The following is a 16,865-nucleotide window of genomic DNA, read 5'->3' as shown; positions in this document are numbered from 1 at the left end:
ATTTTACAACATTCTAACACAATAAATATAAGTCCATGATTATAAATAAATAGATATTAAATAGATGTAAAATAGGGATATAAACGAGACACCTCTCATTGTGCTTTTATTCACGATTACTTACAACCTGTTATTAGTAAAACAAACCAATTAGTACAAAACAGATTTAATAACTAAAAAGTTAATAAAAAAGCTACTAATGGGATAATAAAAAATGAGGGAAGTCTGTGAGTAAAATATCAACCAAAAAATGCGCTTTAGCTTTGGCTATAACAGCGAGTCTATCTGGGCATGTAATAGCAAATGACGAGGCAGTTGATCGTCAATCAACTGCTAAGGCAAGCGAAGAAGTGGTACAAGAAGTACCAGAGAAAATAACAGTAACAGGCTCGCGTTTAAAGCGTGATAGTTTTTCGGTCGCAACTCCGCTGGTTACCATGGACAGAGCATCAATTCAGGATACAGGCTTAGGCAATCTTTCAGATGTATTAATCGATAATATGCCTGCACTGAGCCAAAGTATTGGCAACACAACCAGCCAATCAAGCATTTCGGGTACTGGTTTATCAACAGTCCAGCTTCGTGACTTAGGCGCTAATAGAACGTTGACATTGATTGATGGCCGCCGTGTTGTCTCTAATAGTTACGGCGGTAATTATGTCAGTTTAAATACCATTCCAAGTGGTATGGTAGAACGCGTTGAAATTATTAGTGGTGGTGCGTCGGCCACTTATGGTGCCGATGCGGTAGCCGGTGTTGTTAATATTATTACCCAGTCAAAAAAAGAAGGTTTTGAATTTCAAGCCCGTGGCGGTGAAACAACAGATGGTGGCGGTCGCGAATTTACGCTTGATTTAAACTACGGAACGTCATTTGCTGATGATCGCGGTTACGTGTTTGTCAGCTCAAACTGGGATCGTGATTTTGGTATGACCTTTTACGATCGCGACCGAGCGCAAATTGAAGCAGCGCATCGTTATGATGATGAGCTTATGTGTAATCAAATGTACACTGCTGATGGCTATCAGTGTATGAGTGGTATTACACAAGCTGATTGGGCAAGCAAAAGCGATGGTACCTTAGGTGGTGTATTTTTAGAGAATAATAATAACGACACTCAGTTTTGGTACGACGGTCAAACGCTACGTGATGATTGGAAAGGCAATGAAGAAATTTATGGTATTAATTCACAGCAATACGTCATGCTTGATGTGCCGAGTGATAACTTTTCGACTGCAATAAAAGTCGATTATGATGTAACAGACGACATCATGAGTTATTTCCAAATTCAATACAGTAAGAGTGGCTCGTTCAACGATAAGTCACCAGAAGATGAATACGAAGGGGCTTACGTACCTCGCTACGACCCAGTGACAGGGGATCCTATCGATGATATTGCGCCAGGTTATATTCCTATTGATAACCCATATGTGCCACAAGAAATTATTGACAGTAACCCATACAAAGACCGTATTTATTGGGATCGTCGTTTTGGTGAAGTAGGTAATATCAGCACCGATAACAACCGTACGACTATTCGTACCTGGGCTGGCCTGCAAGGTATGATGTTTGATGATACATGGGATTGGGATATTTCTGCCGGATATGGTCAATTTAAACAGCATCAAATCCGCAGTAACGAGCTAAACACGGTACGTGTCAACCAAGCTCTGCAAGCTGAAGAATTAGCCGATGGCACTATTCAATGTAAAGACGCCGAAGCGCGAGCGCAAGGATGTGTCCCGCTTAATTTATTTGGTGAAGGGTCTATTACCCCTGACATGGCAGACTGGATCCGTACAAATCCAATTATTGATACTGAGATTCAACAGTACACGGTAATGGGTTATATCACCGGTGACTTATATGAATTGCCAGCAGGTAATGTGTCTGCAGTATTTGGTGCAGAGTATCGTAAAGACTCGCAAAGCTTAGATACCAGTGATGATATGAAAGCGGGCGGTATTACGTTTAACGTTGTGCCTTCTTTTTATGGTGAAGTAGAAGTGTATGAGGCGTTTGCAGAGCTTGCAGTGCCACTGCTAAAAGATGCGCCATTTGCTAAAAGTTTGTCGGCAGAAACGTCGCTACGATTAGCAAATTACAGTATTGATAATATCAGTACCGTAGCCAGTTATAAGTTAGGATTATTGTGGCAGCCAATTGACGGGTACATGCTACGTGCTAACTATGCGCGTGCACAGCGTGCCCCAACTATTACTGAGCTATTATCGCCCCCTCGCGGCGATTTTGATTCATTTGATGATATTTGTGATGGCTTAACTGCAACATCAACAAACCCAGGGCACGATAACTGCCGTTTAGAGCCAACCTTGGCACAAAAGCTGGCTGATGATCCTAATTTTGAATTTGAAAGTGAAGACAATAACTATTCACCAAATACGGGTAATCCAAACTTAAAAGAAGAAACAGCGGATACCTATACTTTTGGTATAACTGTTTCTCCTGACTTTTTAGATGGCTTTAACTTAGCGGTGGATTACTACGATATTGCCATTGTTGATGCGATTGATGAAATAAGTAACGAAAACATCATGCGTGAATGTTATGACTCAGAGGCTGCGTGGGGTAGTGATAACGAATATTGTAACGATATTACCCGTAACGACGAAGGTAACATTGTAAAAATACTACAGCGTGAATATAACTTAGATGAGTTAACAGCGCGCGGTTACGATGTAGTTGCAACTTACAAATATGACATAGGCAGCTATGGTAACCTGTCATTTAAGCTTGATTACAATCACATTATTGAAAACTCACAAACCTATGAAGGGTTAGATGGTAACAGTGTTACTTCACAGTATGCAGGTTATGGCCGTTCAAAAGATAAAGCCGCTATGTCGATTGTATGGAAAATGGATGACTTACGTATCCGCTGGCGTACGAATTACGTAGGCGCATTTAAAGCAAGCCAAGAAGATGAGAAAGACTACCTTGAGTATGTTGCTGCAAATGATGAACGCTGTGCTGCGGGCGATGCTGGTTGTATTGCTAACCCTGAGCCACTGGCATATCAAAACTATGGCTCATTTTTAAAGCATAGTTTATCAGCGTCTTACACTATGGCACTGACTGATAAGAGTGACTTGCGTGTATTTGGCGGGATTAATAATGTATTTGACGACAAAGGGGCATTTTACCCAAGTGGTCGAGGGAACTTCTATAGCCGTTACGGCGGCGGTGCAGGTCGTTATGTTTATCTAGGTGCACAATATAGCTTTTAATAATTTTTAGCTGTATTTGTTTGCAAAGGCACTCCTTCGGGCGTGCCTTTTTTATTGCTTATAAAATTTGTTTTATCGCAGTGAAAGCGTTTAGTATAAGGCATAACTTAATTTTATTATGAACGAAGGACTTGCTATGAAGTATCTCAAAATGGGTAGTCTAATTGCGTGTTTAGCAGGGCTTACAGGGTGTTCTGATGATGTTGCTTCAGTGAGTTTAGGGCTGTTTACCACTAAAGATGTGGTGGTTAACTCACAGCAAGACCCGCTAGTGACTGGGGTTACTTGTCATATTAGTCACATTGAGGCTAATCTAGACTTTTCAGACCCATCAGATATGTCGATTGCTTGTCGCCAAACAGGGCCAATTACCGCAGACCAATTACAGTCTATTGACCGTAGTAAGTCGGGTGAAGTCGTGTTTAAATCATCTAAGAGTATTTTGTTTAAGTCGTTAAAAGTTCGTCGCATTTATGATGCTAAAACCCATACGTTATTGTATTTATCGTACTCAACGAAAGAATCTACGGGCAGTCATCATCACGCGCTTTCTACGGTGCCTTTATACAATACACAAGCATGGCAATGGGCGAAGGGGCAAGAATAGTTTATGTTAACCCTATTTAAATCAAAGCCCTTATTGGCAGAACAAGAACAACAGTGGCTAGTTGATACCTTTATTTGGGCTGCAGAAAACTTTGACCTGAATTTTTTTACTAAGCACAGCCAAATTATTTTGCCAACGGTCGAGTTTTTTCCTGATTCGGTTTCAAGCATTGAAGAAATGGCCAGTAAAGTGTTTGCGCGTGTTAAACATTATGCTGGTATGAGTGAATGGCCGATAACACTTGTTGCACCACAACAATTACAACCTCAGGTGTTTCCACATTTTGAATTTAGTGAGCATCTACGTGGTGAGCACTGCCATTTAATGGTGCCACCAAGCCATACAATTAATGTGTCGTTTAACCCAAACCAAATTAATCAGCCACAAGATTTAGTGGCTAGTTTTGCAGGTACCCTTGCTACCATTTTAATTCATCATGTAGGCGTATTACCCCCAGGTGGTAAAGAGTTCTTACCTCAAGCAACGGATGCTCTAGCGTGTTTTTTAGGTTTTGGGGTGATGATGAGCAATACCGTGTACCAGTTTAAGGGGGGTTGTGGCTCATGTTATAACCCATATGCCAATCGCGAAGCCACGCTCAGTGAAACGCATACTGTATTTATGCATGCGTTAGTAAGTTACTTTAAGCAAGATAAACACTCTAAAAAACATTTAAAGCCGCATTTACGAGGCCAGTTTAAAAAAGCGCAAAAAGAAATAAAAGCGTTGGTTAATCAATCGGCTAACCCATTGTTGTTGGCTTTTTCGCCAGAGCAAGCCAGTTAACCATGATCTATATTGATGAGTTTTTATTAATTGCCATTGCTCACTTTTTTGCAGTGGCCAGCCCCGGACCAGATTTTGCTGTGGTACTTAAGCAAAGCGTACAGTACGGCAGGCATAATGCGCTATGGACCAGTGCGGGTGTAGGCGCAGCTATTTTATTACACATAGCTTATTGTGTGTTGGGAGTCGCGTTGGTGTTAACTCAATCGCCTTCGCTGTTTATGGCACTTAAATATATAGCTGGTGCTTATTTAGCGTATTTAGGTGTGCAGGCGCTACGCGCTGCTAAACCTTCAAACACCTCATCAGAACAGACTGCAAAACCCATCCTTGTACCTGAGTCACCATGGCTTGCGTTTCGCCGTGGTTTTTTTACCAATGCATTAAATCCTAAGGCTACGCTATTTTTTATGTCTTTGTTTACCTTGGTGATTAGCCCTACAACACCAGTAATAGTGCAAGTGGGGTATGGTGTTTATATGGCGCTTGCTACCTGGGCTTGGTTTTCTATTTTGTCGCTATTGTTATCAAAAGCACGGGTGCGAAACTTTTTTCAACAAAGTGGCTATTGGTTCGATCGTGGCATTGGCATTATTTTAATCGCACTGGCTGTGCGAGTTGTTATTTGATAGACCCTAAGGAATAGTATGGCGTTATATAATTTTTCGTTTGGCTCCAATATGTCATCTAATCGTTTATTGGCACGTTTGCCTAATGCAAAACGTGTGGGTACGGCGCTTTTAAAAGGCTATAAGTTAACCTTTAATATGGCCTTTGCTGATGGTTCAGGTAAATGCACTATTGTGCCCACCAATGAACCCGACGCCGTGGTATATGGGGTGGTGTATCAGCTTAATGAGGCCGAAAAAGAGATCCTAGATAAAATTGAAGGCCCTAATTACGACTGTGTTGATTTAACCGTGAGCCTTTTAGATGACGATGACATTAATGTGCACTGCTACATAGCAAACACACATGACGACACACTGCTACCTTATGATTGGTACGTGCAGCATGTATATCGCGGCGCACTTGAGGCTGGTGTGCCAGAGCATTATAGTCAACGTATTTTAGCTTACCCGAGTAAGCAAGATACGAATAAAGCGCGCGCCGACATAGAATTTGCGGTTCATCAAGATTAAACAAAAATAATAACCTAAGGTAACACTATGAAACTAACAAAATTAGCCACAGCCGCATTATTGGTTGGCTGGACGTTCACGAGCTCTGCAGCGGTTGATACCGATAAAATTTCAGAGGTGATCAACGCTTCAATGACACGTTTTGATGTACCCGGAATGGCCGTTGCTATTGTTGAAAATGACAAAGTAGTATTTGCTAAAGGCTTTGGTGTTGCCAACCTCAATACAAATAGCAAGGTGAATAAAGACACTTTATTTGGCATTGCTTCAAATACCAAGGCATTTACCAGTGCTGCACTGGCTAAGCTGGTGGATGAAGGAAAATTAAGCTGGGATGATCGCGTAATTGATCATCTCCCTGAATTTAGATTGCATGACCCGTACGTTACTCGTGAAATGCGAATTCGCGATTTGCTAAGTCATCGCAGTGGTTTAGGGCTTGGTCAAGGTGATTTAATGATTTGGCCAAGTACTGATAAATCGGTAGCCGATATTTTATCGGGGCTGAAATATTTAAAACCTGCTAGCAGTTTTCGTAGCCAATATGCTTACAACAATCTAATGTTTGTTACCGCTGGTGAAGTTGTTGCCCGTATATCGGGGATGAGCTGGAACGACTACATTGAAAAAAACATTTTACAGCCGCTCAATATGAGCAACTCACGGGCTGGCTTTTCGCGTATCGCTAAAAATAACAAAAACTGGGCAATTGGGCACATCCCAATGGACGGTAAATTGCATCCCTTTTTTGTTAATTACCTTGAAGACTTTCGAGGAGCGGGAGCCATTGCATCAAGCGTAAATGATATGAGCCAATGGCTACGTACTCAACTTGCTGGTGGCAAAATGCCTAATGGCGAGCAGCTATTTAGTGAAAAGCAGCAAGCACAAATGTGGCACCCACATATTACCTCACTGGCATCTAAAAGTGCCTATGAAGCGTATCATCAGCAATTTAGAGGTTATGGATTAGGCTGGAGTATAGAGGATTACCACGGCGTTAAGAAGCTGGCACATGGTGGTGGCATTTTAGGTATGGTATCGCAGGTTACTCTTTTGCCAGAGAAAAATGTGGGAATTGTGATATTAAGCAACCAACAAGCGTTTTCTGCATTATCGGCGGTGACTCATGAAGTACTTGAAGATGTACTAGAGCTTGAAGATAAAGACTGGGTTGAAGATTTAGCTAAAAAGCACTTTGCAGGTAAAGAAAAAGCCTATGCTAACGCCGCTCCAAAAGCGCCAACAGATATTCAACCGCAATTGCCTAATATAAACTACACCGGTACATTAAATGATGATTGGTATGGCGATGTAATAATTGAAGAGTTAGATGGTAAATTACGCATTGATTTTACCCATACAAAGCGCCTCAAAGGTGAGTTGGAGCATTACACAGGTAATACCTTTATTGTTAAATGGGATGAAAAGCTATTAGAGGCAGATGCCTTTATTCGTTTTTCTATGAGTGCAGATAACCGTGTAGAATCAGCGAAAATGAACGCAGTTTCAACGCAGGTGACCGATTTTAGCTTTGATTTTAGAAACCTTGACTTAAAAGCTAAATAACCAGAACCTTGGCTAAATAGTCGTTTAGTATCAACCAAAGTCGCAAAGCCACCCTCAGGTGGCTTTGTTATACTCGTTAAGCAACTTATTTTTGGAGTTAGCTATGCGCACTGCGATTATTTCTCACCCCCACTGCCGTAAACATAAAATGATTGACGATCATCCAGAGTGCCCTGAGCGTTTGGATGCGATAAACGACCGTCTACTTGCAAGTGGGCTGGATGTCGCTATCGAGCAGAGACAAGCACCTAAGGCCTCGCGTGAGCACTATTTATTGGCGCATAGTGAACAACACATCAAGCATGTAGAAAGTATGATCCCAACCGAAGGGCTTAGCGATTTGGACGGCGATACCTGGTTATGCCCCGATTCATTGAAAGCAATTGAGCGTGCAGTAGGTGCAGGGTTACTCGCTGTTGATGAGATTTTAGAGGGTAAATTGGATGCCGCGTTTTGCTCAGTACGCCCGCCAGGGCATCACGCTAATCGCGACAGCTCTTCTGGTTTTTGTGTGTTTAACAACCTTGCGATTGCGGTTAAATATGCGCAAAGCAAAGGGGTGAAACGCATTGCCATTATCGATTTTGATGTACACCATGGCAATGGCACGCAAGATATTTTTATGGATGATGAAAATGTGTTGCTGTGCTCGTTATTTCAATATCCATTTTATCCAAATACCGCCATTAAAAATAACGCCACGTTGGTAAATTCACCTTTGCCTATTGCTAGTGATGGTACTGATTTAAAAGCGCTTTATGAGCAGCAGTGGCTACCAAAATTAACAGAATTTGAGCCTGAGCTACTTTTTATAAGTGCAGGGTTTGATGCGCACCTTGAAGATGATATGGCCAGTTTAAAGTTTGTCGAAAGTGATTATATATGGCTTACTGAGCAGTTAGCGCAATTTAGCCAACAACATGGTTGCTTAGGTATTATCTCTTACCTAGAGGGTGGATACTCACTGTCTGCCCTCGGGCGCAGCGCGATTGCACACGTTAAAGCCTTAGTTGATTTCGGCGAGTAACCTAAATGCCTGTTCAGGAGTAAGCTGCTCTATTTTACTGAGGCAACATTGCCCTTCTTTTACTAAATATTCCTTTACCAATTGCGCTAATTGTATTGCACTGAGTGCATTATGCGCATCGCCATTTAAACCTTGATAGCCACTTACCTTATCTAAAATAACCACGTTTTTCTGCTCATTCACGTCCAAAGTATAAATAAAATCATGTAACTCATCGGCATGCTCTAATAGCTCAATCTCATTATTATAAATAATAATTAATGGGTAACTGATGCTCATATATTGTCCTAAATCAAATTGTCATTTACTGAATAATTTATAATCGTGCATTGGTTTAATTTTGGAAGTAAAAGCAATGCCCCACACTAGCCGCTATCAAAAAGTATGCGATGTTTTTACCAATAAGGTGATCGCCTGTACCAAGGATACCCCTTTAATTGAAGCGGTGAAACTAATGCGTGTGCACAATGTTAGCGCTATTTTTGTTAAACATCAGCAGCAAATAGTGGGGGTGTGGACTGAAACTGATTGCTTAACGCTTAACTTTTCTGATCAGACACTTAGACAAGTAATGATTGAAAAGGTAATGTCGAGCCCGATATTGAGTGTACCCAGCCAGCAATTATTAACCGATACCGCCATGGTGTTTAATAAGCATGGCGTAAGACACTTACTGGTAACCGATGCGAATGATAACCCAAGCGGGGTGATTAGTATTACTGATATTGTGAGTAATCAAGGATTAGAGCATTACCTGCAATTTAGGCCGATAAACGAGCAATATAATAAAAATATTAGGGTAGTCCCCAGCTCATTAGCAATTAATGACGCGGTTAACTTAATGCGCGAATACGCTGAAAAAGTGATTTTAGTATTTAATGAAGATGAAAACATCCATGGCATTATTACCCAGCGAGATTTACTCAAACTGATCACCGAGCAGCATAACCACCTTATTTGTTGGGATTTGGCGAGCCGTCCTCTGTATAAAATAAGCCCACAAGACAGCCTTTTTGATGCTTACAGGTTGATGTCTGAAAGTAGCATTCGGCATTTAGTGGTGAGCGAAAATAATCAAATTAACGGCGTATTATCACTTGAAAACTTAATTAATGAAATTGAAACCGCTTATTGTTGTGAGCTTGAAAAGGTACTTCAGCAGCGAGATATTGCACTGCAGCACTCACAGCGTAATTTATTTTTAGCCAATAAAATTATCGACTCCTCTTTGGATGGCATCATGATCACCGACTCGAATGGAGTGATTATGCAAGTAAATCCTGCATTTACTCATTTAACCGGCTACAAAGAATATGAGGTGATAGGAAAGCGGCCTAATATGTTGAGTTCAGGACGTCATGATAAAAACTTTTATATAAAAATGTGGGATTCATTGACTAAAACAGGCGTATGGCAGGGGGAAATTCATAACCGTAAAAAATCTGGCGATATTTATATTGAGTGGCTCAGTATTATAGAAATAAAAGAGCCAAGTCATAGTGATGTTACTTATGCCGCTATTTTTAGTGACATAACAGAGCGAAAGAGTGCAGAAGAAAAAGTAGTGCAGCTAGCATATTTTGATGAACTAACCGGTTTACCTAATCGGCGCTTATTTAACGATAGGCTCTCTATGGCACTGGCCTCTGCTCACAGAGATAAACAAATGCTAGCGGTAATGTTTATTGACCTTGACCGTTTTAAAGAGGTAAATGACAGCTTGGGCCATAACGCCGGTGATACATTATTAAAATTAGTCTCTGAGCGCATTATTAACACCCTTAATGAGGGGGATACACTGGCACGATTAGGGGGAGATGAGTTTATTGTTTTGTGTGAGGTTGAAAGCGTAGCAGCTGTTATCAGACTTGCAGAGGGTATTTTAAATCACTTAAATACCCCCTTTAAATTGGAAGGATTTGAAGTGGGTGTTACCGCCTCTATAGGTGCAGCGGTTTATCCAGATGATGGCTTAGACAGTGAAACATTATTAAAGCATGCTGATATTGCCATGTATCGCTCAAAAGATGTGGGGCGTAATTCGTTTCAGTTGTTTCAACCCTCAATGAATGCCCGCTCCCTTGAGCGCTTGGCAATGATGAGCCGCTTTCAACATGCACTTGAAAATGATGAGTTTGAGCTTTATTTTCAGCCTAAACAGTGTTTAAAAACAGGGGGGATTATGGGGGCTGAAGCACTACTGCGTTGGCAAGACCCTGATTTAGGCACTATTTCGCCAGCGCAGTTTATTCCGCTTGCTGAAGAGTTAGGTTTAGTTGTTCGTCTCGATTTATGGGTTATTAACCAAGCCGGTAAGGAGTTAACTCTTTGGCAAGCACAAGGAATGAATCCCGGACGTTTGGCGATTAATGTATCTGCTTGCCACCTAAGCCAAGGTAAGTTAGCTGATAACATTAAGGTCATGCTTACTCGCTATCAATTACCTGGGAGTTTACTTGAAATAGAGCTGACTGAAAGTAGCTTTATAGGTTCTTTTTCACAGGCAAAAGAACAGTTACAACAGCTTAAAACGTTAGGTGTACATATTGCGCTTGATGATTTTGGCACGGGGTATTCGGCATTAAGCTATTTAACCAAACTGCCCTTTAACACGTTAAAAATTGATGCCAGTTTTATTGCTAAAATTCCTGATGAATACGGCAATAGCCAAATTGTAGCGGCTATTATAGCCATGGCGACAAGTTTAGGGTTAGATGTGGTTGCTGAGGGAGTTGAGCATGCCTCGCAAGAGACACACTTAGCAACAATAGGCTGCAATATTATTCAGGGTTACCATTATTGCTATCCATTAACACGACAGCAATGGATAGCATTTTATAACCAAGCAGCAAAAGGTTATTCTGAGTCTACGCTCACTTCATAAGAGGTGAATTTTCGAATATTAATCACACCGCTATCAAAAATTAAGTACTGACCTTTTATACCTTGTAAAATACCGCTAACAACAGGGTTTTTATCAAAGTTAAATGAGCTAATTTTAGTTGGATATTCACTAACTGGAAAATCAAGGTTTACTACGTCTTCATCAAGTTGTTCAATGGCGGTTGCGCCAAACAGCTCACTCAGCTCTGTAAGCTTTTCGCTTATTTGTGGAATAAGTTCGGCGGCTGCTGCTTTTAAATCAAGCGTGTCGTTTTGCCCTTTAAGCATATTACGCCAATTGGTTTTATCAGCAATAAACTGTGCCAGCGCTACTTCAACTAAGCCCGATTGCAAACGAGTCTGCACTTTAAAAATAGGTAAGGCCTGGGTTGCCCCTTGGTCAATCCAACGGGTAGGAATTTGTGTATGGCGAGTAATACCTACTTTTAATCCTGAGGTATTTGCTAGGTAAACATAATGCGGGATCATGCAATTTTCTTCGCCCCACTCTGGCTCGCGACAGGTGCCTTGGTCGTAATGGCAGGTTTCCGGTTTCATGATACACATATCGCAACTGGCAAGTTTGCGCATACACACAAAGCAGTGCCCTTGAGAATAGCTTTTTTTGGTTTTTTTACCACAGTTAGAGCACAAAATTGTGCCACTAAAAGTAAGGGTCAGCTGTTTGCCAATTAAGGCATTTAAATCAACCAGTTTATCACCTATAGGTAGGTGGTATTGAACCGGCTCTGTTAAGCTCGACTTTAATTTACGCAGTGTACCTTGCATCTTTTCTTGGCCCCAAAGATGTTAAAAAGGGGAGTTTAACATTTTTAGGCTGTATTGGCTTTTTAAGAAGTCTAAATAATTATCATAAGAGAGTGCTTTGGCATACAGGTAGCCTTGAGTACGGTCGGCGTTCATTGTTGTAAGTAGCTGATGAACCTCTTGAGTCTCTACGCCCTCAATCGTGATAGTTAGGCCCAGATTATGTGCCATATCTATGGCTGTTTGCACAATAACCTGATGCGCACGGTTATCAGTTAAATCAAACACGAATGACTTATCTACTTTAAGTTCGCTAAAGTGATAGTTAACCAAGTAGCTAAGCGATGAATAACCAGTGCCAAAGTCGTCTAGTACTACTTTAACGCCCAAAGTAGCAAGCTCATCAACTAAGGTGACTAATGCATCTTGATTTTCGACAAAAGCAGACTCAGTCAGTTCAAACTTTAATAAGTGAGGAGCAACCTGATACTTAATCAAAATATTCTCTACTTTTTCGGTCAAATTAGTAATGGCTAGATTTTTTGCACTTAAATTAATACTAATACTATGATTGCTTATGCCATCGGATGCCAGCTTTGCAATGTCTTTACAGGCTTGTTCAATAACCCAAATTGTTAATTCATTAATAATACCAGTGTGTTCGGCGAGTATAATTAGCTTTTCTATCGAAATATTTTTAAAGTCAGCATCGGGCCAACGTAGTAAGGCTTCAGCGCCGTTTATACTGTTTTCCTCTAAGCTTACCTGTGGTTGATAATACAGTGCCAGCTGATCCTCTCTTATCGCTTGTTGTAGCTTGGCAGCAAGGGCAACGTCCATGGTAAGGTTGTCATACGTAAGTGATGAGCTTACTTTACTTTGGCTATGTTTAGCGTCATGTAATGCTAAATAGCCTCGTTTTAACCAAAACTCAAAGTCATCACGTTTACCATAACCACTAATGCCAACACTGTAATTAAGTTGTAAATCTAAACCTTTAATTTGATACGTTTTTGGTAATTTATTTAAAATCTGTTTTAGTAACTCTTCGAGCGTGTGCTGACTCTGTTTTTTAGTAGAAATGCAGGCAAATACACCACTGCCCAAATCAGCAATTTTAGCTGGCTGATTAATACCATTGTTGAGATGAAAAAACTCTCGTTCAAAGCTTAATTTGCATTCAAGCTCGTGAGCAACATGCTTAATTAGCTCATACCCTTGCGAAGAGGTAATAATGGTATTTAGCGAGTTAAAATGACGTATTTTCACTAAACATAAAGTGGTAGAGCGCTGCTGCGCCTTGAGTGCCATAAAGGCATACTTTAGCTTGGCGCTATTGAGTAGCTTGGTTTGTTGGGTATGTGTTGCATGATAAAGAACTTGCTCACGCTGGTAACGAATCCGATCAGCGAGTGCCATTGCCATTAGGACAATTTCACACAAAATGGCAACTAAAAATGCATGGCGTATTGAAAAACTATAGGAAATAACACCAGTGAGTTCTAGAGGTTGAACGGCTGCGCCAATGATCAGTGGCACCCATGAAAACACGTAAAACTTAGCCCAACGAAAACCACTTCTTAATTTGTTATAAATTAAAATGAAGCAGACAATATATTGCGATCCTAGAATTACAAAAAATATCGGCGCAGCTATGTTTTCGGGAATGAAAAAGCTCAATATACCGAGAACTAGCATCAGCCTTAATAAGCCGATGCTTAGTTTATAACGCCAGCAGCCGTCTTTGTGATAACGCAAAAATAGTGTACAAAAGGCGAGGGTAAAAATCGCCATGGTGTAGTTGACCACAATGACTTTTTCGTGAATAAATAATTGCCATTCAAGCGGCCATAAGTAAAAACCAAATCCGAGCACGGTTCCCATTAATGCAATAGCGCTAATAATGTAGCCAATATAAACCAAGTAAACACGCTCTTTAATACCAAAATAGAGCAATAAGTTGTACAGCGAAGCCATTAGTAGTACGCCAGCAAAAATACCCCAAATGCCTGTTTGAGAGCGCACTAAGTCAACAAATACAGTATGGCGATATAAGTGAATTGGGGTTTTACTAATCCCCACGGTATCTATTTTTATGACTAATTGTTGTTTAGATTGGCCATCAAGCTTAAAACGGATATGGGGAACGCTGTACTTAAATAAAGTAAGGCGCGGCTCTTTATCACCAAGCTTATAAGTTTCGAGTAGCTGGTTATTACTATTGAGCCTATATATAGTGAGGTGATCCACCATAGGATTATCAAAGTGCGCCACCACATCTTCTTCTTTGCTGCTTTTGTTTTCTAAATCAAGGCGTAACCAATAATTTTGCTGTTGAAAACTCCAAGGAATATCGTTAAATTCTTGCTCTTTAAATTGCGCTTTATTACTCATTACTTCTGCGAAGTTTTGTGTTTTACTCTTGTCTATGTAATATGCATGATCGAGGTAAACAGGAGTTATTTTATCTATAGTATAGCGAGATGGCATCACAAAGTTTGTTGCCAATGTGCTGATAATAAAAAAGATAAAAATTAGTATTACGACCGCTATCGCATGATAGCGCAAGGTTTTAAATTCCAATATTAACCTGTGCCCTGATTGTTTTTTTACAGTGTAGCAGTAAAAAGCGCAGATAATCTGCGCTTATAAAGTTTAATGAGTAAAACTCAATAATTATTTTTCACGAGCAATTGCACGATAGGCTATATCTGTACGGTATTCCATGCCGTCCCAGCTGATTTCATCAACCAGTTTATAGGCACGTTGTTGCGCTTCGGTAACGGTATTACCTAGTGCCGTTGCACATAATACTCTACCACCGGCAGTTACTACGTTATCGCCATCTTGCTTAGTCCCTGCGTGAAAAACTTTTTCGCCTTCAGGGTAAGTTACTTTCAGGCCACTAATCGCATCGCCTTTCGGGTAGCTATCTGGGTAGCCTTTGGCAGCTAAAACAACACCTACAGCAGCGCGTGAATCAAACTCAATGGTAGTTTTATCAAGCTCTACACGGTTAGCAGCTTCAATCAGCTCAACTAAATCTGATTGCAAACGTAGCATCATAGGTTGTGTTTCAGGGTCGCCAAAACGACAGTTATATTCAATTACTTTTGGTGTGCCGGTGTCATCTATCATTAAGCCTGCATATAAAAAGCCAGTGTACGGGTGGCCTTCGCTAGCCATACCTTCTACCGTAGGGTAAATCACTTCATTCATAATGCGTTGATGAATTTCATCAGTCACTACCGGTGCCGGAGAATAAGCGCCCATACCGCCAGTATTTGGGCCAGCATCGCCATTGTAAGCACGTTTATGATCTTGGCTGGTTGCAAATGGCAGTACGTTTTCACCATCAACCATTACGATAAACGACGCTTCTTCACCTTCTAAAAACTCTTCGATGACAACGCGACTGCCAGCTTCACCAAAGGCATTACCCGCCAGCATATCGCGAATAGCCTCTTCAGCCTCGTGCTCGTTCATGGCTACAATCACGCCTTTACCGGCCGCTAAACCATCGGCTTTTATAACAATCGGTGCGCCTTTCTCTTTTAAATAGGCAAGCGCAGGGTCGATTTGTTCAAACGTTTGGTAATCAGCGGTTGGGATAGCATGACGTGCTAAAAAGTCTTTAGTGAACGATTTAGACCCTTCAAGCTGGGCTGCACCTGCTGTTGGGCCAAAAATAGCTAAGCCGTGTTCACGAAACTTATCAACAACACCTAATACTAGCGGCACTTCTGGACCAACAATGGTTAGCTCAACATTATTTTGTTGTGCAAAGCTAAGTAGCCCATCAAGATCTTCAACGTTAATTGCTACGTTCTCAAGTTTTGGCTCAAGGGCTGTGCCCGCATTACCTGGAGCAACATAAACAGTGTTTACTTTTGTATTTTGAGCGGCCTTAAACGCAAGTGCGTGTTCGCGGCCGCCGCTGCCAATGACTAATACATTCATGGCGAATATCCTATTTAAAGCGGTTTTTTAAATTTCAGCGTCATACGGTCGCTTTCACCTATGGCTTTATATTTAGCGGCATCTTGCTCGCCAAGTCTAAGGCTCGGTGGAAGGGTCCATACCCCTTTAGGGTGATCGGCTGTATCAAGAGGGTTTGCATTAATATCGCTTTTTGCTTCAAGTTCAAAACCTGCTTGTTCAGCAAGTGCAATAACCACACTCTGCTTCATATAACCTGATGACTTTTGCATTTCATCGGCTTGCTCTTCGGGTAGGCGATGTTCAACTACGCCTAAAGTGCCGCCAGGCTTAAGTGCTGTATAAAAAGACTTAAATGCATTGCTTGCTGCGTCTTTGTCTTTACTCATGAACCAGTTATGGACATTACGAAAAGTAAGTACCATATCGGCGCTACTTGCAGGTGCAATATCTAAATGAGTAGAAGGAGCAAACTCAGTAAGTTTAACGTCACTAAAGCGGGCATCTTCAGCGATTTTAGCTTTAAAACCAGCAAGAGAACGTTGGTAGTAACCTACCGATGAATCAGCAGGGAAATGCGCGGCATAATAGGTGCCTTGCTCTTTTAGTGCTGGCGCTAAAATTTCACTATACCAACCACCGCCAGGCGCAATTTCTACCACAGTCATTGTTGGTTTAAAGCCAAAAAACTCGAGGGTTTCTACAGGATTGCGGTATTGGTCGCGTTCACTGCTGCGCTCGCTTGCTTTAACTGCATTTGTTAATGCTGAGTCGTGGCCATGGTTGTGTGCTAATGCCATTGTTGAACTTAATGACAGCGTTGCAACCAGTAGAGATTTTAGTGCAAATTTCATCGTCTAATCCTTCACATTATAATTGTTAGTCATGGTTATAGA

The 16,865-nt window shown here is 41.1% G+C and carries 13 protein-coding genes; 8 read left to right on the top strand and 5 right to left on the bottom strand.

Annotation, left to right across the window (positions count from 1 at the left end; genetic code table 11):
• Nucleotides 1-227: 227 nt before the first annotated feature.
• The 7 genes from P3J6_RS18325 to P3J6_RS18295 all read left to right on the top strand — a co-directional run bounded on the left by P3J6_RS18325 (nucleotide 228) and on the right by P3J6_RS18295 (nucleotide 8,379).
• Nucleotides 228-3,248: a TonB-dependent receptor domain-containing protein gene (locus P3J6_RS18325; RefSeq protein WP_198523730.1), complete on the top strand. Its 3,021-nt coding sequence runs from the start codon at nucleotides 228-230 to the stop codon at nucleotides 3,246-3,248.
• Nucleotides 3,249-3,384: 136 nt separating this feature from the next.
• A complete protein-coding gene (locus tag P3J6_RS18320; RefSeq protein WP_041708852.1) occupies nucleotides 3,385-3,855 on the top strand; it encodes a CreA family protein in 471 nt (156 codons plus the stop codon).
• A 3-nt stretch (nucleotides 3,856-3,858) separates the two neighbouring features.
• Entirely contained in the window at nucleotides 3,859-4,641 is a 783-nt protein-coding gene (locus P3J6_RS18315; protein ID WP_198523729.1) for a hypothetical protein, read from the top strand.
• 2 nt (nucleotides 4,642-4,643) lie between these two features.
• Nucleotides 4,644-5,270: a LysE family translocator gene (locus P3J6_RS18310; RefSeq protein WP_138571290.1), complete on the top strand. Its 627-nt coding sequence runs from the start codon at nucleotides 4,644-4,646 to the stop codon at nucleotides 5,268-5,270.
• Nucleotides 5,271-5,288: 18 nt separating this feature from the next.
• A complete protein-coding gene (locus P3J6_RS18305; RefSeq protein WP_010391767.1) occupies nucleotides 5,289-5,783 on the top strand; it encodes a gamma-glutamylcyclotransferase family protein in 495 nt (164 codons plus the stop codon).
• Between the two features lie 27 nt (nucleotides 5,784-5,810).
• Entirely contained in the window at nucleotides 5,811-7,352 is a 1,542-nt protein-coding gene (locus P3J6_RS18300) for a serine hydrolase (protein ID WP_198523728.1), read from the top strand.
• 103 nt (nucleotides 7,353-7,455) lie between these two features.
• Nucleotides 7,456-8,379 carry a histone deacetylase family protein gene (locus P3J6_RS18295; protein WP_198523727.1) on the top strand — a complete coding sequence of 308 codons (924 nt, stop codon included), beginning with the start codon at nucleotides 7,456-7,458 and terminating at the stop codon, nucleotides 8,377-8,379.
• Here P3J6_RS18295 and P3J6_RS18290 read toward each other — a convergent pair.
• Nucleotides 8,359-8,658 carry a DUF4144 family protein gene (locus tag P3J6_RS18290; RefSeq protein WP_198523726.1) on the bottom strand — a complete coding sequence of 100 codons (300 nt, stop codon included), beginning with the start codon at nucleotides 8,656-8,658 and terminating at the stop codon, nucleotides 8,359-8,361. The two genes, P3J6_RS18295 and P3J6_RS18290, sit on opposite strands and share 21 nt — an antisense overlap.
• 76 nt (nucleotides 8,659-8,734) lie before the next feature.
• Between P3J6_RS18290 and P3J6_RS18285 the strand changes: the two genes are divergently transcribed.
• Nucleotides 8,735-11,263: an EAL domain-containing protein gene (locus P3J6_RS18285; protein WP_198523725.1), complete on the top strand. Its 2,529-nt coding sequence runs from the start codon at nucleotides 8,735-8,737 to the stop codon at nucleotides 11,261-11,263.
• Here the strand turns inward: P3J6_RS18285 and P3J6_RS18280 are convergent.
• From P3J6_RS18280 to P3J6_RS18265, 4 genes are all read right to left on the bottom strand, one after another.
• Nucleotides 11,236-12,051, bottom strand: a complete 816-nt coding sequence (locus P3J6_RS18280) for a DUF2797 domain-containing protein (RefSeq protein ID WP_138571294.1) — start codon at nucleotides 12,049-12,051, stop codon at nucleotides 11,236-11,238. The two genes, P3J6_RS18285 and P3J6_RS18280, sit on opposite strands and share 28 nt — an antisense overlap.
• Nucleotides 12,052-12,072: 21 nt before the next feature.
• A complete protein-coding gene (locus P3J6_RS18275) occupies nucleotides 12,073-14,613 on the bottom strand; it encodes an EAL domain-containing protein (RefSeq protein ID WP_198523724.1) in 2,541 nt (846 codons plus the stop codon).
• Between the two features lie 93 nt (nucleotides 14,614-14,706).
• Nucleotides 14,707-15,990: a phosphoribosylamine--glycine ligase gene (purD, locus tag P3J6_RS18270; protein WP_178956638.1), complete on the bottom strand. Its 1,284-nt coding sequence runs from the start codon at nucleotides 15,988-15,990 to the stop codon at nucleotides 14,707-14,709.
• Between the two features lie 14 nt (nucleotides 15,991-16,004).
• Nucleotides 16,005-16,823, bottom strand: coding sequence for a class I SAM-dependent methyltransferase (locus P3J6_RS18265; RefSeq protein WP_075169883.1), 819 nt, complete (start codon nucleotides 16,821-16,823; stop codon nucleotides 16,005-16,007).
• Between the last annotated feature and the right edge of the window lie 42 nt (nucleotides 16,824-16,865).

It is taken from the genome of Pseudoalteromonas sp. 3J6, assembly GCF_903995135.1.
Lineage (GTDB): Bacteria > Pseudomonadota > Gammaproteobacteria > Enterobacterales > Alteromonadaceae > Pseudoalteromonas.
The sequence above is the reverse complement of the archived record's forward strand: the minus strand, read 5'-3'. Positions and strand labels throughout refer to the sequence as shown.